This is a genomic window from Gordonia sp. 34D, from assembly GCF_056682775.1.
In genome coordinates this window covers 1,820,741-1,840,325 of the sequence record NZ_CM155293.1, presented here as the reverse complement: position 1 = coordinate 1,840,325, position 19,585 = coordinate 1,820,741, and the positions used below count along the sequence as shown (strand labels likewise).

Below are 19,585 nucleotides of genomic sequence, written 5' to 3'. Positions count from 1 at the left end.
GTGCGGGAATCAACGCATCATGCGGGAACGGCCTAGGTGCGGTTCGGGACGCCGACGGTCAGGGGGGCGGGTGTCACGTCGAGCAACGCTGTGGCGCAGCGGGCGGCAGGGTCGGCGGCGGCGGAAAGCGCGTCGCCGAAGCCGTCGCGGCTCAGGCCACGGAACGTGCCGTCGCGGTCGACTCCAATGAGGGCCGCGAGTTCGCCCGTCGTCGGGACACAAATCGCCCAGGTGAGACTGGATTCGTCGGCCCACGCCGCATCGGTGTCGCGAACATAGCCTGCGGGGTCGTCGATACCGAGAAGCGTCAAGGCCGGAACGTCCGAGAGCCGATCGTCGTCCCGGAGGGCACGCAAGTACCAAGCACCCGCATTGATCTCGACAGCTTCCACATTCGACTCCTAAAAACAGCTATGCCGTACTTTGGGCCCAGTAAGCGGGCCCAAAGTACGGCATAAGCGGATAAGACTACTTAATCTCCAGCAGGACGGTGCCCTGGGTGACGGCAGCGCCAGCTTCAGCCGACAGCCCGGTGATCGTGCCAGCCTTGTGCGCGGTGACCGGGTTCTCCATCTTCATCGCTTCCAGCACCAAGACCAGATCGCCTTCTTCGACGGTGTCGCCCTCAGCGACGGCAACCTTCACGACGGTGCCCTGCATCGGTGCGGTCACGGCGTCGCCCGAAGCAGCGGCCGCGCCGCCCTTCTTGCGGGTGCGTGCCTTCGGCTTGCGGGTGGTTGCACCGTTACCGGAGCCGCCGCCCAAGTTGAGGTCGCCCGGGAGCGAGACCTCGACACGACGACCGCCAACCTCGACGACAACCTTCTGTCGTGGGGCTGAGTCATCTTCGATGGCTTCGCCGTCGGTGTACGGCTCGATGGTGTTGTCCCAGTCGGTCTCAATCCACTTGGTGTAGATGTCGAAACCGTCTTCGCCGCCAATGAAGGCGGGGTTGGAGACGATGTGGCGGTGGAACGGGATGACGGTTGCGAGACCGCCGACCTCGAACTCAGCGAGCGCACGGCGTGCGCGGTCGAGGGCCTGGTTGCGGTCCTCGCCGGTCACGATGAGCTTGGCGAGCATCGAGTCGAACTGGCCGCCGATGACGTCGCCTTCGCGGACGCCGGAGTCAACGCGGACACCGGGGCCCGAGGGCTCGCGGTAGGTGCTGACGGGGCCGGGGGCGGGGAGAAAGCCGCGACCGGCGTCCTCACCGTTGATGCGGAACTCGAAGGAGTGGCCGCGCGGTGCGGGATCCTCGGTGAGGGTCAGCGCCTTACCTTCGGCGATGGCGAACTGCTGGCGAACCAGGTCGATGCCTGCGGTTTCCTCGGTGACAGGGTGCTCCACCTGGAGGCGCGTGTTGACCTCGAGGAACGAGACGGTGTCGCCCTGGACGAGGTATTCCACGGTGCCTGCACCGTAGTAGCCTGCTTCCTTGCAGATGGCCTTGGCCGAGTTGTGGATGCGGGCGCGCTGGTCGTCGGTCAAGAACGGCGCCGGGGCCTCCTCGACGAGCTTCTGGAAACGACGCTGCAGCGAGCAGTCGCGGGTACCGGCAACGATCACGTTTCCGTGCTGGTCGGCGATGACCTGGGCCTCAACGTGGCGGGCCTTGTCGAGGTACTGCTCAACGAAGCACTCGCCGCGACCGAAGGCGGCAACAGCCTCGCGGGTGGCGGACTCGAACAGTTCGGGGATCTCTTCGACGGTGTGCGCGACCTTCATGCCGCGACCGCCGCCGCCGAATGCCGCCTTGATGGCAACGGGAACGCCGTATTCCTTGGCGAAGGCGACGACTTCGTCGGCACCCTGCACGGGGTCCTTGGTGCCTGCGGCCATCGGGGCGTTGGCGCGCTCAGCGATGTGGCGAGCGGTGACCTTGTCGCCTAGGTCGCGAATCGACTGCGGTGACGGACCGATCCAGGTGAGGCCAGCGTCGAGCACAGCCTGTGCGAAGTCAGCGTTTTCCGAAAGGAAGCCGTATCCGGGGTGGATGGCGTCAGCACCGGAGCGAGCGGCAGCGTCGAGCAGCTTGTCGAAGACCAGGTACGACTCGGCGGAAGTCTGGCCACCCAGTGCGAAGGCCTCGTCGGCAAGCTGAACGAACATGGCGTTCGCATCGGGCTCGGCGTAAACGGCAACACTGGCGATGCCCGCATCCTTGGCGGCACGAATGACGCGGACGGCAATTTCGCCGCGGTTGGCGATGAGGACCTTCTTGATGGTCGTCTGGCTGATCTCAGCGGAACTGGTCACTGGCACTCCTGTGGCCCACCGCTCGGCGGGCCGTTGTCGGGGACGGCGTTCACCATCCGGGGTCGACGGGCTGCGTCTCGTGCGGGACGTTTCCCGCGCGTAGTTCTCTCACGTACGTCGCTTTGGGCGACCAACGTGATTTCCGCGACTTAGATTATCGCACCGAGCGATTGCTCGGTACGTGGCATGTCGCACAACTATGGAAACTGTCTACCTCCCATTCGCTGTACGCGCGAGTAGGGAGGCAAAATCGTCAAGGAAGGTTGGCACGTTCTCAGCGCCCGTCGCCGGATATCGCGCGTGCATCCGCAGACCGCCCGGAGTTCGGTTGGCCCACACGTAAACTTCGTCGTCAGCGTACGAATGGCTCCGCAGAACTCGGGCTGCACCCGCATCGCCGATGTCGGATTTAGGGCTGGCCCGCGTGTCCATATAGGAGAACACCATGTGCGGTGATCCGGTGACGCCAATGAGATCTGCCACACGTAGGAACGGGAGGTCGGCCCCATGTCTCGAATTGGTTAGTTCGGCGGTACTTCGACACGCGGCGACGGCCAATGTTGGGTCGTCGGACACGTCGATCACCATCGGTGCCAGTCCGACAAACCAGCCGAGCGAATGTAGCCATGTCCGATCGGTCCGCGTGTGGCGCGGCATTACGACGGCAAACTCGTCGGCACCGCACGCCTCGCGGAAGGCGACGGCCAAGGCCCCGAGAAGGCCACCGACGAGGGAGGCCCCGGCCGCGGCACAGAAGTCTTCAAACCGGACCGCGGCGGATTCATCGAGCAGGAGGGCAGTCCGCGATGGTTGGACCGGCATCGGTGGCGCATCGTCGGCGGTGACGACACCCGGGCGCAGATCGCGGAGCGACGACGTGGAGGCCACCTTGGCCGATGGGTTCAGCAGGGGATTGGCTGGCATCTGATTGTCGAAGCGCTGAACAAAGTGGGCCCACGTCTGCGCTGCCGGATGGTCGATATCGGCGGCCTCGGCTTCCCGTCGCTGCGCGTCGCTGAAGTCGAGGTAGCTTCCCGACGACTCAAGCTGTGCCGGGCGACGATCGCGAGCAGCCCGGTACAGCTCCGACAGTTCGTGGTGTGCGGTCACCAGCGAATAGCCATCGACGAGCGAGTGGTCGGCGGCGAACAGCAAGGTGAAACTGTTGGGTCGGGCGACCGTTGCGAACCGGTAGGCCGGCCAATGCAGAGGTGCGGTGGCGCGGTCGAAGGAACCGGCAATCTGCTCCAACAGCAGCGGTGTCTCGGTATACCAACCGATGCGCGCCATCTTGAGCTGCACGGTTTCCGGCGCAGTTGTGTAGCGTTCCGTCAGGTAGTTAGCGTCGTGATCGGCTTTCAGGACGACGTGCGAGCGCAGCACTTCGTGACGGTTGATGTAGGCGGCTACCGCGGCGCGCACGGACGGCACCGACATTGGCTCGTCGAATTCGACGGACAGTCCCAGCCACGACTCCCGCCCGCCTTCGCGGTGCGTTCGGGCACGATATTCGAAGGCCGAGCGGAGATGCTCCTCGTGATTGTGCGAGGTTTCGCGGTCGTCGCGTCGCCAACTGCCGAGGCCGCCAGCGACTGCTGGAATCCATTCGACGAGGCCGCCCGGTCGAATTGGCGCATCAAGAATCTGGATGAAGTCCATTCCGGTGAGCTGGCTTTCAGCCTGCGGTTTGCTCTTTGACCTGACGCTTGATGCGGGCCAGCATTCCAGCCATTCCGTTCAGGCGCAGCGGGCTGACGACCGCTGCCAAGCCCAAATCGTGGAAGAAATCGTTCGGGACATCGGTGATCTCCGCCGCGCTGGCACCGTCGAGCCCCTCGTGCAGGATCGCCGCAAAACCACGCGTTGTCGGTGCCTCCGGCGGCGCGCTGAAATACAGGCGCACGGCCGACGCGTCGGAGGCGTCAACCGACAAGAAGATCGGCGACTGGCACTCGGGGACCGGTTCCATGGCCTCGACCTTTAACGTCTCCGGCAGATCAGGCAGATCTCTGGCGAACTCCAACAGAAGGGTCACCTTGTCGGAATCGACCATCTCCGAGAAGTCGGAGACGATTTCGGCAAGCGGGGCAGGCAAGCTCATGAGGGCCTTCGCTCACTCAGTTCGCAGCGAGGGTGCCGGGCTCTTCGCCGACCGCGATCGGAACGCGAACGCGGTTGCCCCACTCGGTCCACGAACCGTCGTAGTTGCGAACGTTGTCGAAGCCGAGCAGGTACGTCAGCACAAACCACGTGTGGCTCGAGCGTTCGCCAATACGGCAGTAGGCGATCGTCGGGGTCTTCGGGTCGAGGCCCGAGTAGACCTCCTTCAACTCTTCCAGCGAGCGGAAGCGACTGTCGGGTGCGGCGGCCTTCGCCCACGGGATCGAAACGGCCGTCGGGATGTGTCCGCCGCGCAGCGTGCCTTCCTGCGGGTAGTCGGGCATGTGGGTGCGCTCGCCGGTGTATTCCTGCGGCGACCGCACGTCGATCAGCGGGGTGCTGCCGAGTTCGGCAATCACCGCGTCGGCGTAAGCGCGAATCTTGGAGTCATCGCGCTCGACCACGGGATAATCGGTGGCCGGGTAGATCGGCACATCGAAGGAAGTCTCGCGCTGCTCATCCATCCACGCATCGCGGCCACCGTCGAGCAGTCGTACGTCTTCGTGGCCGAACAAGGTGAATACCCACAGTGCGTATGCGGCCCACCAGTTGCTCTTGTCACCGTAAATGACGACGGTGTCGTCGCGGTTGATGCCCTTTTCGCTCATCAGCTTGGCGAACTGCTCACCGTTGATGTAGTCGCGGGTCACCGGATCGTTCAGGTGAAGGTGCCAGTCGACCTTCTGGGCGGTGGGAATGTGGCCGATGTCGTAAAGAAGGACGTCTTCGTCGGACTCGATGATCTTGAGGCCGGGAGCCCCCAGGTGCGCCGACAACCACTCGGTGGTCACCAGCCGTTCCGGGTGTGCAAAGTTGGCGAATGCTGGATTCGGATCGAATTCCACAGTCACTGAAGGTCTCCCGCCGCTGCAAGTGCATAAACGCGGCCAAGTTTGACCGCCCCCTCTAGCATACTGACGAGTTCGATAGCGACTTGCGCAGGATCGATTTGGGCCCGGTTCCATTCGGTCAATTCGATCAATTCGATCGCTGAGATCGGGTGAATGACGCTGAGATCGGGTGAATGACATTGTTGTCCGAGGATTCGTTGCCGATGTTAGCGTTCTTCCCATGATGCGGAGGGGGAGTGCAGTGGTGCCTCGCAGGACTGGTGAGACTTGGCGAGCGACGCTCGCGGCCGTGGTGGCCCTTGCAACGGCGGCGACGTTGGCCGCGTGCGGGACAAACGGCACGCCTGAGCGGGTGGCGGTGAAGCCGCCGCAGCATTGCTCAACCACCAGTTGCCCGGAGCTCCCGGTGTATTCGTCGAAGCGGCTCGCACCGTCGGGTGTCGATGCGTCGAACCAAGCCACGGCAGCTCCCGCCTACATGAGCGAGGTGCTTGACGACCTCGATGCCGTCTGGCAGGACTGGTTCGCTCAGCTCAACATCGAACGGACTTCGGCGGGCCGCGCCCTGATTCCGGCGAATCAGCCGTTCGTCAGCAAGTGCTTGGAAGACGAGATGCCCGAGGGGATTCCGTCGGACTTCCCGAACGCCTTTTTCTGCCCAATCGACACGCAGCCGGACGGGAGTGGCACCGAGCGCGACGGCACGATCATCCTGCCGGAGCAGACTTTCACCGACATTTGGAATGGAAAACTGATGGGGTCGTCGGGCATCATGCTCGGTGATTTCACGGCGGCAACCATCATCGCCCACGAGTACGGGCACAACGTGGTGTTCCGCCTCAACCAGGCGTACGGCTTGGGTGACAACGGCGTTCCGACCGGTGACAACCGCGAACTCATCGCCGACTGCTTCGCCGGGAACTGGGCGGCCACCGTTTTTGAGCGCAAGGACCTGTCGTTCAAGGAAATGGCACAGGCCGCGGCACTCATCATCAGCGTCGGAGATGCGAAGTCCGGTCAGGGCCACGGAACTTCCTTTGCCCGCGCGACCGCCCTCTGGCGTGGCTTCAGTGAAAACTTGAAGCGGCAGGGCCAGCCCGGTGACTGCTTGAAGCAATATTGGCCAGAGGTCTTGCAGGGCTAATTCGCGGAGCGAATTAACCTACGACCGCCTACGAAGACGGTGGCCTACGAAGACGGTGTCGGAGCGATCCAGAGGTCGGTGACGTTGATGTTGATCTCAGCGAGCAGCTTGCGCACCAGCGGCAGACTGATGCCCAAGACGGATGAGGGATCGCCGTCGATGCCGTCGATGAGCCAGCCACCGTAGCCGTCGAGGGTGAAGGCACCCGCCACTTCAAGTGGCTCGCCCGTGGCGGCGTAGCGCTCGATGACCTCATCGGGGGCATCAGAGAAATGGATCGCCGTCGACTCGCAGCGGCTCGTTGAGGCGACCGTTTCGCCTTCGACGATTTTCCGAACGCAATGCCCAGTTAGCAAATGTCCGGTACTGCCGCGCATCGCCTTCCACCGCTCCACCGCGACGTCGGGGGTATGCGGCTTTCCCGCCAGCTCGCCATTGATGAGGAGCATGGAATCGCACGTGAGGACCACGGTGTCGACGGCACGACCATCCGCTACGACCGCCGCGACCACCGCATCGGCTTTCGCCTCGGCAAGGCGTGTCACGATCTCGTCGGATGGGGCACCGGCCAACTCGTCGAGGAGGGCGTCTTCATCCACATCCGAAACGACGACCGTCGGCCGCAGACCGGCCATTCGCAATACCCGCAAGCGGGTTGGCGAGGCCGATCCGAGGACGACGGTCGTCGAAGGTAAAGCGGGAACGCCCGTCACCAACTACCGCTGTTGGTGAAACTGCCGGGCTGACCCCAGTTGACGCGGAACATGTCGATGGGGCGACCCCAGTCGTTCCGGGTTGGCGGCTCAGTGTTGCCCGAGCCGCCGGCGGATGCGAAGACACCGACCAGGACGGCCAGTTCTTCGTCGGTGGGGTTGCCGTCGACGATGGTCAAAAACGGTGCGGCCGGCTTATCGTCGCCGGTTGCCGAGGTGACGTCTGCACTCATGCGGACTCGCCTTTCTGTTCTCGGGCGAAACTACAGTTCTGGCACGGGCAACTACAGGGGGATGTTGCCGTGCTTCTTCGGCGGAAGCTGAACCAGCTTGCGCTCGAGTAGTTTCAGGGCGTTCGCGATCTGGCCGCGGGTGTGGCTCGGCGGGATCACCGCATCCACGTAGCCGCGCTCGGCCGCAACGTACGGGTTCACCAAGGTGTCTTCGTACTCCTGCTGCAGTTCGAGCATCAGTGCGTTGACGTCGTCGCCGTTGGCCTGAGCTTCCTTGATCTTGCTGCGGTACACGAAGCCGACAGCACCGGAGGCACCCATGACGGCGATCTGGGCGGTGGGCCAAGCCAGGTTGACGTCTGCGCCCATGTGCTTGGAGCCCATGACGTCGTACGCGCCGCCGTAAGCCTTGCGGGTGATGACGGTGATCTTGCCGACGGTGGCTTCGCCGTAGGCGTACAGCAGCTTGGCGCCGCGGCGGATGATGCCGTTGTACTCCTGGTCGGTGCCGGGCAGGAAGCCGGGGACGTCGACGAGGGTGACGATCGGAACGTTGAACGCATCGCAGGTGCGAACAAAGCGGGCGGCCTTCTCCGAGGCGTCGATGTCGAGGCAGCCGGCGAACTGGGTCGGCTGGTTCGCCACGATGCCGACGCTACGACCGTCAACGCGACCGAAGCCGACGATGACGTTCATGGCGCGCTCAGCCTGCACTTCGAGGAACTCGTCGTCGTCCAGGATGTTCCGGATGACCTCGTGCATGTCGTACGGCTGGTTCGGGGAGTCCGGGATGATCGTGTCGAGCTCGAGATCTTCTTCGGTGAGGTTGTCCTCGATGGACCCGTCACGCTGCGGGGCGGGCAGACGGGGGGCGTCGGCGCGGCAGTTGCTGGGCAGGTAGCCGAGGAGTTCCTTGACGTAGTCGAGGGCGTCTTCTTCGTCAGCTGCCACGTAGTGGGCGACACCGGACTTGGTCATGTGGGTCGACGCGCCACCGAGGTCTTCCTGGGTGACGTCTTCGCCGGTGACGGTCTTGATGACGTCGGGGCCGGTGACGAACATCTGGCTGGTCTTGTCGACCATGACCACGAAGTCGGTCAGTGCGGGGGAGTAGACGTGGCCGCCAGCGTTCGGGCCCATGATGAGCGAGATCTGGGGGATCACGCCGGAGGCGCGGACGTTGCGGCCGAAGATTTCGCCGTACAGGGCCAGGGAGACGACGCCCTCCTGGATGCGGGCGCCAGCGCCTTCGTTGATGCCGACGAGCGGGCGGCCGGTCTTGATGGCCAGGTCCATGACCTTGACGATCTTTTCGCCGTACACCTCGCCGAGGCTGCCACCGAAGACGGCAGCGTCCTGGCTGAAGACGCAGACCTCGCGGCCATCGACGGTGCCGTAGCCGGTGACCACGCCGTCGCCCATCGGGCGACGATCGGCGAGGCCGAAGTTGGTGGAGCGGTGACGGGCCAGCGCGTCGAGTTCCACGAAGGAACCTTCGTCGAGCAGGTGCGTGATGCGCTCGCGAGCGGTCAGCTTGCCTTTGTCGTGCGCCTTATCGGCAGCAGCCTTGCCTACGGGGAACTCGGCTTCAGCGAGCCGGTTGCGGAGGTCGGCGAGCTTTCCGGCCGTTGTGTGGATGTCAGGTGCGGTGCCCTCATCGCGTGAAGCAGTGGTCATGACCATCGATGCTAACTATCTCCACCCCACCCCGGTCAATCGCGGCCAGAAGATGAGAAAAGCCTCACATTTGAAATCACTCTCAACATCCTCGTGTGAGGGCCAACACCCGGATCCGTAAACTGCCCTCCTATGAACAGCTCAGATCCGAGTCTCGAGGTCCCCGACCAGGACATCCTCACTGTCGAGTTGAGTGGCACCGCGTGGCGGCGGATTGAGGTGGTCGCCGAGACCGGTTCGACGAATGCGGACCTCATGGCCCGGCTCGCCGAAGAACCGGTATCCGCTGACGACATCAACGGCACAGTTTTGATCGCGGCGCGCCAAACGTCGGGCCGAGGCAGGCATGCGCGAGTGTGGGAAACCCCGCCCGGGCAGCTCGCGATCTCGGTGGCCGTCACCGTCGATTCGGCTGGCGTGGAGCACCTGGGTTGGTTGTCGTTGTTGACGGGGCTGGCCGTGCACGACGCCGTCACCGCGATGGACGGTGCCGCACCACAATTGAAGTGGCCCAACGATGTGTTGGCACCGGGTGTTGACGGTCAGCAGGGCGGAAAGCTGTCGGGCATCCTGTCGGAGTTTCGGCAGCTTCCCGGTGGTGGGGGAGTCGCGGTGATCGGGACCGGACTCAACCTCGACTTGCCCGCTGGGAGTGCCCCGGACACGGCGGCATCGATCAGCACTGTCGTGGGCAGGCCCGTCGACCAAACTGCTGTGGCAGTGGCCTACCTGCGGGCGCTGTCGGATCGGTTGGCCTCGTGGCCTGCCGACATTGCGGGCCTCGCAGAGGGCTACCGTGCGGTGAGTTCGACGCTGGGGTCGCGTGTCCGGTTGATCCTGCCCGGGGAAGTGGAAGTGATCGGGACTGCTGTCGACATCGACGACGAAGGCCGCATCCTCGTCGACGGGCCAGCGGGCGTCATCGCCGCCTCGGCGGGCGACGTGACGCACCTGCGACCCGTTTAAGCGTTGACCCTAGGCCTTGCGATGGCTGCTGCGGCCCATCGTGGGGATCAGCGTCAAGATCGGCAGGCCGATCACCAGATGCACGATGGCCGTGCCGATGCCCGACGAGATCTGTGCCGACAGCAGCAACGGCAGGAGGACTGCGGCGGCAATCAGTAGACCGACCACCCAGCCGTAAAACTTGTCTGGGGCGGGCGTAGAAATCTGTAGCAGATACCAAAATGCGCCCGCGACAATCGCGGTGACGAAACCAGCCAGCGCAAACCACAGCTCGCTTTGCGCTAGGGGGTTCCAGACGCCGAACTGTCCGGAATCGTTGATCTTCTGGACGATCGCCTGCATCACCCAGGCGACGAGCCATGCGGCCAGACCGGTCACCACGCCGGTCATCAGGACGCCGCCGCAGAACATCAACGGATCAATGTCCGGGCCGCGGCGGGGTGCTTTAGCCGGGGCGGGAGAGTACTGGTCGTCGTACTGTGCCTGCTGATCGTAGCCTTGGCCATAGTCGACCGGCTGACTGTAGGCCTGCGTACGAGGCGGTTGGCGGTAGTTCGGGTCGCGCGGATCGTTGTAGGTCATGGTCCCTATGCTCGCTCGGTGGGTGCCGTCTAGATGCCGATGGCCCCCGATCGGGCCAGTGTAGCGCTGTTATCGGCTCCCTTTAAGGTTCCGGCACTAAGGTAAGTCAGCATGGGCTACCCCCGCGAGAATCTGGCACCCGGCGAGGTCGTTGTCATCCATCGGCACCCACACTGGAAGAGCCTGGTTGTGCCGATTTTGGCATTCTGGCTGGGCACTGCGGTCGCAGGTGCTGCGGTCGGCTACCTGCGGTCGTCGGGCGCCTCGGATGCGGTGAAGTTCTGGGTCACGATCGTGATTGCGGTCCTGTGGGTAGTGCTGGTCGGCTGGTTCCTGGTACGACCGCTGCTGTCGTGGAAGACGACGCACTTCGTGGTGACCGACCGACGCGTCATCTACCGCAATGGGATCCTGACTCGGTCGGGCATCGACATCCCGATCCGGCGAATCAACACCGTGGAATTCCGGCACGGCCTCGTCGACCGGATCCTGCGCACCGGCACCCTCATGATCGAGTCGGCATCCGACGAACCGCTGCAGTTCCACGACATTCCGAACGTCGAGAGCGTGCACGCTCAGCTGTATCAGGAACTGCTCGACGAGCGCGACGATGACAGCCTCTTCGACTCGCGAGGCGACCAGTTCCGGGGTGATCGGAATCGGAACGACCCGCATCGGTCCGACCTACGAGGGGAAGGCCAGCGATGACTGGAAGCCGTCAAGTGCTGCTCGCCGAAGACGATGCGGCCATTGCCGAACCGCTCGCCCGGGCGCTAACGCGGGAGGGCAATGACTGCGACATCGCCGCGACCGGCCCCGATGCGCTGGAGCAGGCTCTATCGGGCGATTACGGGCTGTTGATCTTGGATCTCGGCTTACCCGGCATGGATGGCCTCGAGGTGTGCCGGCGGGTTCGTGCCGAACGCCCGCAGCTCCCCGTTCTGATGCTGACCGCACGGACCGACGAAGTGGATTTCGTTGTCGGACTCGACGCCGGTGCCGACGATTACGTCGGGAAGCCGTTCCGCCTCGCGGAACTGTTGGCGCGTGTCCGCGCCCTGATGCGACGCAGCGTAGCCACCGCAGAGGAAGCCGAAATCCTCGACTCCGGCGACATCCAACTCGACCCGCGTGCCAGGCGTGTCGTGGTCGACGGGGAAGACCTGACGCTCGCCAATCGCGAATTCGACCTTTTGCAATTCCTCATGGAGCGGCCCGGCGAGCTCGTCTCGCGCGACGACATCATGACCGCGGTCTGGGGCTCGGAAGACCTGCGATCGTCAAAGACCCTCGACATGCATATTTCCTGGATCCGCAGAAAGATCGGCGACGACCACCCGAAGAAGCGCAAGCACATCGTCACCGTCCGGGGCGTTGGCTTTCGCTTCGATCCGTAGGCTTTCCCCGTGCGCCGCCGAATATTGAAGATGATGATCGCTTCGCTCGTCGCCATGGGCGTCATGTTTGGCGTCCCGATGACGATCATTACCTGGGATTGGTTCGCCACCACGTCGCACCAGGATTTGTCTCGGCGACTTAAACGCATGAGCGAGCACGTCCTCGCCGAGGAAGCGGCTGGCCGTGCCGTGCCCGCTCAAGAGCTGAATCTGGAGCAGTTTCGACTGTTGGTGCCGAGGAACGGTCGGCTCACGCTGTCGTACCGGATTCCCGATCCTGAGCATCCCGGGACATACCTGCGCGGGACAAACCAGATCGGTTCGACGTTCGACGGTGCGTCGACCTCCGAATCGGTCAACCTTGGGCCGAACGCCGACCTCACCTTGGCTGTCCCTCAATCAGACATTCGACCAACCCAACTCTTGGCCGTGTTGACCCTGCTGGCCGCGGTGTTGATCGCCGTCATTGGCGGAGCGCTCGTCGCGGTGATTACTGCCAGGAGGCTGTCAGAACCGCTGACCGACGTTGCCGAGCGTGCCGGGGCGATGGCGCGTGGCGATTTTTCCTCGGACTGGCCGACCTACGGGATTGACGAACTTGACCGGGTGTCCTCGGCGCTCGCCGACGCGAACCAGGAAATCCTGCAGCGACTTGAACGCGAAGGCGCCATCGTTGGGGACGTATCGCATCAGTTGCGGAGTCGCCTGACGGCCATTCATCTGCGTCTCGACGAACTCACCCTGCATGCCGATCCCGCTGTGGTTTCCGAAGCTGAAGCGGGTATGGAGCAGGTTGAACGGCTGGCGAATGAGCTCGACGAAATGGTGACCGCATCGCGGGCGGACTCCAAAGCGCGCGTAGCGATCGATGTCGCCGACGTGATCGGCACCCTGATCCAGGACATGGAACCGGCGTTCGCGGCGCAAGACCGGGAACTCCGCATGGAGGTCGCCGACTCGGTGGAGCGCACTTACGGGAGGCCCGGACGGTTGCGTGAAGCTCTGAGCGTCCTCGTCGACAACTCGCTCATCCATGGTGCCGGTACCTGTGTGGTGCGCATCGGCATGTTGCCTCGCACCGAAATGGTGCGGATTACTGTCTCCGATGACGGTCCCGGTGTCTCCGACGAATTGGCAGCCGACATTTTCCGCCGCGGAGTGTCCGGAAGTAGTCGCAGCGGGTACGGATTGTCGCTGGCGCGGGCACTCGTCGAAGCGGACGGTGGGCGATTGGAACTGGTCTCGCGACGGCCAGCTGTATTTTCGCTGGTCTCGCCGATGCATCCGGTCGTTTCGGAGAGTTCAGCCGACGACGGATCCGACGACGGACTTATGCGTGTCCGAGTTCCTCATCGTTGAGTTCGCCGGCCGTCGGATTGATATCGGTGGAGCCGCCCTCGCCGCCGCGGGGTTGCTCCTCGGGAAACGCGAATCGGCGCAGTGCCCAGAATCGGAAGCCCATGCCGAGAATGTTGCCGAGAATAAAACCGAGAAGGAAGTCGACGACTGCCAACTCCAAACCGGAAATATTGGTGCGCAAGTCGAAAATATTGTTGGCGACGAAGATCGGTGCGGCGGCTAACAAAACGCCGATGCCGCTGATCATGAAGAACAATGTTGCTTCGTGGGTGGGTTCGCGACCACCGCGGTTCTTGAACGCCCACTCGCGGTTCAGAACGTAACTCAAGATGACGGCGATGACACCGGAAATGATCCTCGCGAACACAGGCTTGGTCTCCAGCACAGTGAACGCAAGGATGAAGTAGATGACGGTGTCGACCACGAACGTGGTACCGCCGACGATCGCAAACTTGATGAGTTCGCTGTGCTTCAACACCAGACGTCGCACGGGTTCAGGCAAGCTCTTCACTACCCCGTCAATGGTTGGCACAAGCGCCGAGTCTACTTAATCCGGTCCGAATGGTAAGCACCGGCAGGTGGCAGTGAGCGCGAGACCTGCCCGGCATGACACCATTGACGGGTGACTTCTCGCCCAGATCGTCGTTCTCCCGCCATGCCTACCGTCACCATGATCGGTGGTGGACAGCTGGCTCGCATGACGCACCAGTCAGCGATCGCTCTCGGTCAGTGCCTGCGGGTTTTGGCTGGCAGTGCCGATGAACCAGCCGCGCAAGTGAGTGCGAATGTGGTTTTGGGTTCGCACAATGATCTGGACGCGCTCCGTGCGGCAGCGGAGGGGGCGGTGGCGTTGACCTTCGACCACGAGGGCGTCCCGTTGCATCTGCTGCAGGCTCTGGAAGCCGAGGGAGTTAACGTCCGACCGCCGTCGACAGCGCTTCACTTTGCGCAAGACAAGCTTGCGATGCGGTTGCGCCTATCGGAACTGGGTCTGCCGATTCCCGACTTTGCTGACCTTTCTGGCGATTCGTCGGAGGCTCGCGCGACGCTAATCGCCTTTGGCGACGCCCACGACTGGCAGATCGTCCTCAAAGCGGTTCGCGGCGGCTACGACGGTCGTGGGGTGTGGCTGACGGATTCGCGCGCGGAAGCCCTTGAGGTTTTCGACGCGCAGGTTGGCGGCGACGCCGTGTTGATGGTGGAGCAAAAAGTGGCGATGGTGCGCGAGCTGTCTGCCATGATCGCGCGGTCGCCCTATGGGCAGGGTGCGGCGTGGCCCGTCGTCGAAACTGTTCAGCGAAAAGGCCAGTGCGCCGTCGTCGTGGCCCCGGCTCCCGGATTGAGCGCCGAACGGGCCGAGGAAGCGCAACAGATGGCGTTGCGATTGGCGGACGAACTCGGCGTTGTCGGCGCGATGGCCATGGAATTGTTTGAAACCGTTGACGGCACGCTCATCATCAACGAACTTGCGATGCGCCCGCACAACAGCGGCCACTGGACCATGGATGGTGCGGTGACTTCGCAGTTTGAGCAGCACTTGCGCGCGGTTCTCGACTATCCGCTGGGTGCGACGTCGGCACGCTCGGACGTGGTCGTCATGGCCAATGTTCTCGGCGCTGAACAGGCTCCGAGTATGTCGATGGACGAGCGCCTGCATCACCTGTTTGCCCGGATGCCGGAGGCGAAGGTTCACATGTACGGCAAGGGAGAGCGGCCCGACCGCAAGATTGGGCACGTGAACATTGTGGGGCTGGCGGGCGAAACGATTACGGACGTCCGCGAGCGCGCCGAGCGTGCCGCGCACTGGATGAGCCACGCGGAGTGGACCGACGGCTGGGATCCGCACGCAGCGTAGCCGCACCGACTTAATGCCCGACCTTCACCAGATTTGGAGCAAAGAATGACCGCACCGACCCCGCCCGCACCGCGCGTTGGCCTGATCATGGGCAGCGACTCCGATTGGCCGACGATGAAGGCTGCCGCCGAGGCACTCGCCGAGTTCGGTATCCCGTTCGAGGTGGGTGTCGTGTCTGCGCACCGCACCCCGCAACGAATGCTCGACTACGCGAAAGCCGCTGCCGGGCGCGGAATTTCGGTAATCATTGCCGGTGCGGGCGGTGCCGCGCACCTGCCGGGCATGGTCGCCTCGGCCACGCCGCTACCGGTGATCGGGGTACCGGTGCCACTGAAGTACCTGGACGGAATGGACTCGCTGCTGTCGATCGTGCAGATGCCGGCCGGGGTACCGGTGGCGACCGTTTCGATCGGTGGGGCGCGCAACGCCGGTCTCCTCGCCGCACGCATCCTCGGTGCTTCCGATCCTCGCTTGCAGGAGGCTATGTCGGCGTTCCAAGCGAGCCTGGAGGAAATGGTCCTGGAGAAGGACGAGAACCTGCGCCGCAGCCTTTTCGAGGACTGAGAGGGCCTGAACCGACCGGCTACGGGGCCAGGCGCGCGATGACCTCGCGAGCCGGAATGGCTTCGGCGGCGCGGAAGCCCGCTCCGGCCCACAGGTTGATGACGTCTGCATTGTCCGAACCCGCCCGGCGGATGGCCCCGGTGAGCGTGTTGATCTGCGGGTACACAGGCGGCGCTGTCGCGGTGTACGAAGTGATGAACGCGTTGACCAGGCCGCGGGCCAATCGGCCGGAGTAGGCCCGCGTGGTGACGGTCTCGGTGAATCGGGGGTCGACGAGTGCATCCCGATGGGCCTGCCGAGTGCCTGCCTCCGGGCAGCGCAGCAGCAGCGTTCCCACACTTGCGGCGACGGCACCGGTGTCGAGCAGAGCGCGTACATCCGCGCGCGAGGTGATGCCGCCGGCACCAACCACTGGCAGTTCGGTCGCTTCGATGACGGTTTTCACCAGTGGGATCGTATCGATTTCGGGGTCTTCGCCGGTGATGTGGAAGGTGGCGCGATGGCCGCCTGCCGACACGCCCTGGGCGCAGAGGGCGTCGACGCCCGCACGCTGGGCGATCAGCGCCTCCTCGACCGATGTCACGGTACCCATCACGGCCGTACCTGCCGCGTGCAAGCGAGCAACTGTGGCAGCGTCGGCACAACCGAAGGTGAACGATACCGCCGCCACCTGTTCGGCAATCAGCACCTCGATCTTGTCGTCGAATGAATCATCGGTGTAAGCAACAGTCTCGGGGAGGTCGACCCCCAACTCCGCAGCGAGCGGTAGGAGGTGATCGCGGAACGTGGCGAATGCCGCCGCGTCGAATCCGATCTCCTCCGGCACAAACAAATTCACTCCGAAAGGAGCGTCGGTCAGGGCCCTGATTTCGGCGATGGCGGCACCGAGTTGGTCGCCCGATAGGTATGCACCGCCGTGAATGCCGATACCGCCAGCGTTGCTGACGGCTGCGGTCAGTTCGGCGGTACTGACGCCGCCAGCCATGGGTGCGCCAGCGATCGGGACAGACAATTGGTCAAAGCTAAACACGTCAGGCCTCCTGTGGGACTCGAACTATTTCCAGGGTGACATTGCTGCGCAACACAAAACCCATGCGTTCGTACAGGCGCCGAGCCGGGTTGTCGCCGGAGGTGTGTAGAAAGGGAGTTTCGCCACCGTCAACGATCACCTGGGCAACGGCAGCCACCAACCGTCGTGCCAACCCTCGCCCGCGGGCATCGGGATGGGTGCAGACGGCGCTGATCTCGACCCATCCGGGAAGGTGGAGTCGCTGCCCGGCCATGGCCAGCAGCCGACCACCTTCGCGGTAGCCGAGGTACGTGCCCATCTCGATGGTGCGCGGCAGGAACGGACCGGGTTTGGTCAGTTCGACGAGCGCCGTCATCTCGGGCACATCCTCGACACCGAGCACGGTGAAGTCGTCACTGGCTTCGGGGACCACGTTTTCGCCCGAGTATTGGACCAGGTCGATGGTGTCGAGTGAATCCCAGTGGGCAGGCACGGGAGTTTGGCAATCCCGCACACTCGCCGTGCGGCCGGGGCCGGCGAGCGCAGCCATGTCCGCCCAGTCGGTGTCGGTCATCACGCGCGGATGCCCGTAGAAGACGGAAACGTCGGGTGTGAAACTGGTGATGCGACCGCGGCTGCGGGCGAACTCCGACTGCAGGCCGTTGAGGGCCACGTTGAAGGGGTCACCGAGCGAACGGTAGTCGAGCGAGTCGCTCACGCGACCTCCAGTTTCTGTCGGAAGAAGTCGATGATGGCGTCGAGTGTGTCCCGGGTCGGCTCGCCGGGCCGATCAATCAGGTGCTCGGTCACGACCGAGTGGGGCGGGATGAGGGCAGCGGGATTGGCTGCCGAATTGGGGAGTTCAACCCCGATAAAGGCGTCGCCGAGTTGGTCGCGCAAAAAGTCGAAGCGACTACCTGGCACTAAGAGATCATCCGCGAATCGCGCACCCATCACCTGAAGGCCCTTGGCGCAGCGGGCTTTCACCACGGTCAGGTCGTCATCGGAGATATCGATGGTGCGACGCCGCGCGGGCGTGATACCCAACGGAAGGGATGGCTGCGACAAAACTGGGGCCAGCATTGCGTCGTCGACCGCCATCCCGAGCGCAAAGCCGCCGGTGACGCACATTCCGATCGCGCCAATGCCCGGGCCACCGCATTCGGCATGTGCGTGGCGGCCGAGGGCACGGAGCCAGGCGACGGCGGGGGAGGTCTTCCCGGTGGCAAAGATCGTGAATTCTCTACTGACACAAACTTTTCCGAGTGAGCGAACCATGAGCGCTCCGGTGCGAGGAGCGTCGCTAAGGCCGGTTGGTTGCGGTTCGGCGCCGTCGACCCCAAACAGCGACGGTACGAAGACCGTGCATCCGGCGTCGCTCACACGTCGGGCAAAGTCGGCGACCTTCGGGGTCAGTCCGGGGATTTCCGGAATCACGATGACGGCCGGGCCCGATCCGCGCCGATAGTAGTGATGGCTGACGGAGTTCTCAGTGAACTCGCCGCGCTCGAACCCGTCGAGCGGGCCGTGGATCACGGGAGACCGCCCTTAGTTTCCGACGACGCGGCCATACAGGACCGAGTCGGCGAGCATTGCTGGGATGCGGGCGGGTTTGACGATGTCGGGGGAGTCGGAGGGAATCACGCGAACGCCGGCAATCTCAATCTTCTTGCCGCTTTGTTCAAGTGTGAATTCACCTGCTGCCAGCACGTTCTTGACCCAGTCAGAGTTCTCGCCGTAGTTGAGCGCAATGCTCAGGCGGCCGTCCTTAACAAAGGCGATCACGGGGGTGGTGTACGCGCGATTCGACCGGCGCCCGACGTGATGGACAATCGCCCACGGTGCGATCCGGCCGGCCCACAGGCCTTGGATCGGGTTGGTGACGTACTTGTTGGCGCGGGCGACCATGTGCGGAACCTTCATGGTTCCAGCTTGCCCCATTGGGACAGTCGGGGCGAGGTAGCCGGGGCGGAATCACTGGCAGCGTTGCGCACATTCAGAACTGTTCTGCGCCATACTTACGCCATGGCTACGACCGACCAGGTATCCACCGATGTGGCGGAATTTCGCATGCATGTCGTCGCCGAATCGATTCGACTTTTCGCCGAGCGCGGCTACGAAGCCACCCCGGTCGATGACATCGCGGCGGCCGCTGGCGTCTCGCGTCGAACCCTGTTTCGGCAGTTCCGGTCGAAGGAAGACCTGATTTTTGCCGACCATGAGTCGCTCCTGACTCAGGTCGACGAACACCTGAGCTTCGCGGAAGCTGCTGGCGAGGATCCGTGGTGGGCGGTGTGTGCGGCGGCGGAATTGGTTTTCGACCACTTCGCCGCGGTTCGGGAGTTGGCTGTTCGTCGGTACCGGATCGTCGCCCAGGTTCCGGCTCTGCGCGATCGCGAACTCGTGACCACCTACCGGTACCAACGCGTGTTCGAGGACTATCTGCGGCGCTGCCTGCCCGATGTGCCGCGGGTGCGGATCGTGGCATTTGCTTCGGCGGTGACAGGTGTCCACAACTTCCTGCTGCGGTCGATGGTGCGCGGCGAGAAGGAAGCGACGGCGCAAACCCTGCACCGCGAGCTGTTGACGATCCACGCCACCGCAATCGGGCCGCGGCCGACGCCGCCGACGACGCCCGACCTGTCGTCGCAGGTCGCCGTCGTGACGTTCCCGGCGGCAGCGACACCCGACGAGATTGCCGAAGCGGTGCGAAACCAATTGACGCGGCACTCAGTGCCGTGGTCAACTGAATTAGAATAAAAATGCGGCACTCAGTGACAAGCGGGTGTCTTGAAGCTGCGCGGCAGCGAAGGAGA

General features: G+C 63.8%; 22 protein-coding genes. 8 read left to right on the top strand and 14 right to left on the bottom strand.

Annotated features, from left to right (window positions below; translation table 11 throughout):
* Positions 1–32: 32 nt before the first annotated feature.
* From AC1L34_RS08520 to AC1L34_RS08500, 5 genes are all read right to left on the bottom strand, one after another.
* Positions 33–392: a hypothetical protein gene (locus tag AC1L34_RS08520; protein WP_424323069.1), complete on the bottom strand. Its 360-nt coding sequence runs from the start codon at positions 390–392 to the stop codon at positions 33–35.
* Positions 393–468: 76 nt separating this feature from the next.
* Positions 469–2,265 carry an acetyl/propionyl/methylcrotonyl-CoA carboxylase subunit alpha gene (locus AC1L34_RS08515; protein ID WP_424323068.1) on the bottom strand — a complete coding sequence of 599 codons (1,797 nt, stop codon included), beginning with the start codon at positions 2,263–2,265 and terminating at the stop codon, positions 469–471.
* Between the two features lie 204 nt (positions 2,266–2,469).
* A complete protein-coding gene (locus AC1L34_RS08510) occupies positions 2,470–3,918 on the bottom strand; it encodes a condensation domain-containing protein (protein ID WP_424323067.1) in 1,449 nt (482 codons plus the stop codon).
* A gap of 16 nt (positions 3,919–3,934) precedes the next feature.
* Entirely contained in the window at positions 3,935–4,360 is a 426-nt protein-coding gene (locus tag AC1L34_RS08505) for a SufE family protein (RefSeq protein ID WP_424295604.1), read from the bottom strand.
* A gap of 16 nt (positions 4,361–4,376) precedes the next feature.
* Positions 4,377–5,270: a sulfurtransferase gene (locus AC1L34_RS08500; RefSeq protein WP_424295602.1), complete on the bottom strand. Its 894-nt coding sequence runs from the start codon at positions 5,268–5,270 to the stop codon at positions 4,377–4,379.
* 244 nt (positions 5,271–5,514) lie between these two features.
* Between AC1L34_RS08500 and AC1L34_RS08495 the strand changes: the two genes are divergently transcribed.
* Positions 5,515–6,414 (top strand): neutral zinc metallopeptidase, encoded by a 900-nt coding sequence (locus tag AC1L34_RS08495; RefSeq protein ID WP_480035276.1) that lies wholly within the window; start codon positions 5,515–5,517, stop codon positions 6,412–6,414.
* Positions 6,415–6,458: 44 nt separating this feature from the next.
* On the opposite strand, the gene AC1L34_RS08490 is transcribed toward AC1L34_RS08495, so the two are convergent.
* The 3 genes from AC1L34_RS08490 to AC1L34_RS08480 form a co-directional block, all read right to left on the bottom strand.
* A complete protein-coding gene (locus tag AC1L34_RS08490) occupies positions 6,459–7,049 on the bottom strand; it encodes a Maf family protein (protein ID WP_480035275.1) in 591 nt (196 codons plus the stop codon).
* A 74-nt stretch (positions 7,050–7,123) separates the two neighbouring features.
* Positions 7,124–7,360 carry an acyl-CoA carboxylase subunit epsilon gene (locus AC1L34_RS08485; RefSeq protein ID WP_424293735.1) on the bottom strand — a complete coding sequence of 79 codons (237 nt, stop codon included), beginning with the start codon at positions 7,358–7,360 and terminating at the stop codon, positions 7,124–7,126.
* A 51-nt stretch (positions 7,361–7,411) separates the two neighbouring features.
* The gene (locus tag AC1L34_RS08480) at positions 7,412–9,037 is read right to left on the bottom strand and encodes an acyl-CoA carboxylase subunit beta (protein ID WP_424293734.1); all 1,626 of its coding nucleotides are present in this window, start codon (positions 9,035–9,037) and stop codon (positions 7,412–7,414) included.
* A 132-nt stretch (positions 9,038–9,169) separates the two neighbouring features.
* Between AC1L34_RS08480 and AC1L34_RS08475 the strand changes: the two genes are divergently transcribed.
* Positions 9,170–10,003, top strand: coding sequence for a biotin--[acetyl-CoA-carboxylase] ligase (locus tag AC1L34_RS08475; RefSeq protein ID WP_424293733.1), 834 nt, complete (start codon positions 9,170–9,172; stop codon positions 10,001–10,003).
* Between the two features lie 9 nt (positions 10,004–10,012).
* Here AC1L34_RS08475 and AC1L34_RS08470 read toward each other — a convergent pair whose 3' ends face one another.
* On the bottom strand, positions 10,013–10,585 hold the full coding sequence (locus tag AC1L34_RS08470) for a hypothetical protein (protein WP_424293732.1): 573 nt from the start codon (positions 10,583–10,585) through the stop codon (positions 10,013–10,015).
* Positions 10,586–10,696: 111 nt separating this feature from the next.
* Between AC1L34_RS08470 and AC1L34_RS08465 the strand changes: the two genes are divergently transcribed.
* From AC1L34_RS08465 to AC1L34_RS08455, 3 genes are read left to right on the top strand one after another with little or no spacing between them, the layout of a single operon-like run.
* Entirely contained in the window at positions 10,697–11,293 is a 597-nt protein-coding gene (locus AC1L34_RS08465) for a PH domain-containing protein (protein ID WP_424293731.1), read from the top strand.
* On the top strand, positions 11,290–11,982 hold the full coding sequence (locus AC1L34_RS08460) for a response regulator transcription factor (RefSeq protein ID WP_424293730.1): 693 nt from the start codon (positions 11,290–11,292) through the stop codon (positions 11,980–11,982). The genes AC1L34_RS08465 and AC1L34_RS08460 overlap by 4 nt, the downstream gene beginning before the upstream one ends.
* A gap of 9 nt (positions 11,983–11,991) precedes the next feature.
* Positions 11,992–13,341: a sensor histidine kinase gene (locus AC1L34_RS08455; RefSeq protein ID WP_424293729.1), complete on the top strand. Its 1,350-nt coding sequence runs from the start codon at positions 11,992–11,994 to the stop codon at positions 13,339–13,341.
* Here the strand turns inward: AC1L34_RS08455 and AC1L34_RS08450 are convergent.
* Positions 13,313–13,873, bottom strand: coding sequence for a GtrA family protein (locus AC1L34_RS08450; protein ID WP_424293728.1), 561 nt, complete (start codon positions 13,871–13,873; stop codon positions 13,313–13,315). The two genes, AC1L34_RS08455 and AC1L34_RS08450, sit on opposite strands and share 29 nt — an antisense overlap.
* Before the next feature lie 123 nt (positions 13,874–13,996).
* On the opposite strand from AC1L34_RS08450, the gene AC1L34_RS08445 reads away from it, so the two are divergent.
* Both AC1L34_RS08445 and purE read left to right on the top strand, forming a co-directional pair.
* Entirely contained in the window at positions 13,997–15,196 is a 1,200-nt protein-coding gene (locus AC1L34_RS08445; RefSeq protein ID WP_480035326.1) for a 5-(carboxyamino)imidazole ribonucleotide synthase, read from the top strand.
* 45 nt (positions 15,197–15,241) lie between these two features.
* Positions 15,242–15,760, top strand: coding sequence for a 5-(carboxyamino)imidazole ribonucleotide mutase (gene purE, locus AC1L34_RS08440; protein ID WP_424293726.1), 519 nt, complete (start codon positions 15,242–15,244; stop codon positions 15,758–15,760).
* Between the two features lie 19 nt (positions 15,761–15,779).
* Here purE and AC1L34_RS08435 read toward each other — a convergent pair whose 3' ends face one another.
* The 4 genes from AC1L34_RS08435 to AC1L34_RS08420 are packed head-to-tail and all read right to left on the bottom strand — an operon-like array spanning position 15,780 to position 18,692.
* Positions 15,780–16,790 (bottom strand): NAD(P)H-dependent flavin oxidoreductase, encoded by a 1,011-nt coding sequence (locus tag AC1L34_RS08435; protein WP_424323063.1) that lies wholly within the window; start codon positions 16,788–16,790, stop codon positions 15,780–15,782.
* 1 nt (position 16,791) lies between these two features.
* Entirely contained in the window at positions 16,792–17,487 is a 696-nt protein-coding gene (locus AC1L34_RS08430; RefSeq protein ID WP_424296586.1) for a GNAT family N-acetyltransferase, read from the bottom strand.
* Positions 17,484–18,302, bottom strand: coding sequence for a dienelactone hydrolase family protein (locus AC1L34_RS08425; protein WP_424323094.1), 819 nt, complete (start codon positions 18,300–18,302; stop codon positions 17,484–17,486). The genes AC1L34_RS08430 and AC1L34_RS08425 overlap by 4 nt, the downstream gene beginning before the upstream one ends.
* Positions 18,303–18,317: 15 nt before the next feature.
* The gene (locus AC1L34_RS08420) at positions 18,318–18,692 is read right to left on the bottom strand and encodes a nitroreductase family deazaflavin-dependent oxidoreductase (protein ID WP_424296587.1); all 375 of its coding nucleotides are present in this window, start codon (positions 18,690–18,692) and stop codon (positions 18,318–18,320) included.
* A gap of 102 nt (positions 18,693–18,794) precedes the next feature.
* On the opposite strand from AC1L34_RS08420, the gene AC1L34_RS08415 reads away from it, so the two are divergent.
* The gene (locus AC1L34_RS08415) at positions 18,795–19,529 is read left to right on the top strand and encodes a TetR/AcrR family transcriptional regulator (RefSeq protein WP_424323062.1); all 735 of its coding nucleotides are present in this window, start codon (positions 18,795–18,797) and stop codon (positions 19,527–19,529) included.
* The last annotated feature ends 56 nt before the right edge of the window (positions 19,530–19,585 follow it).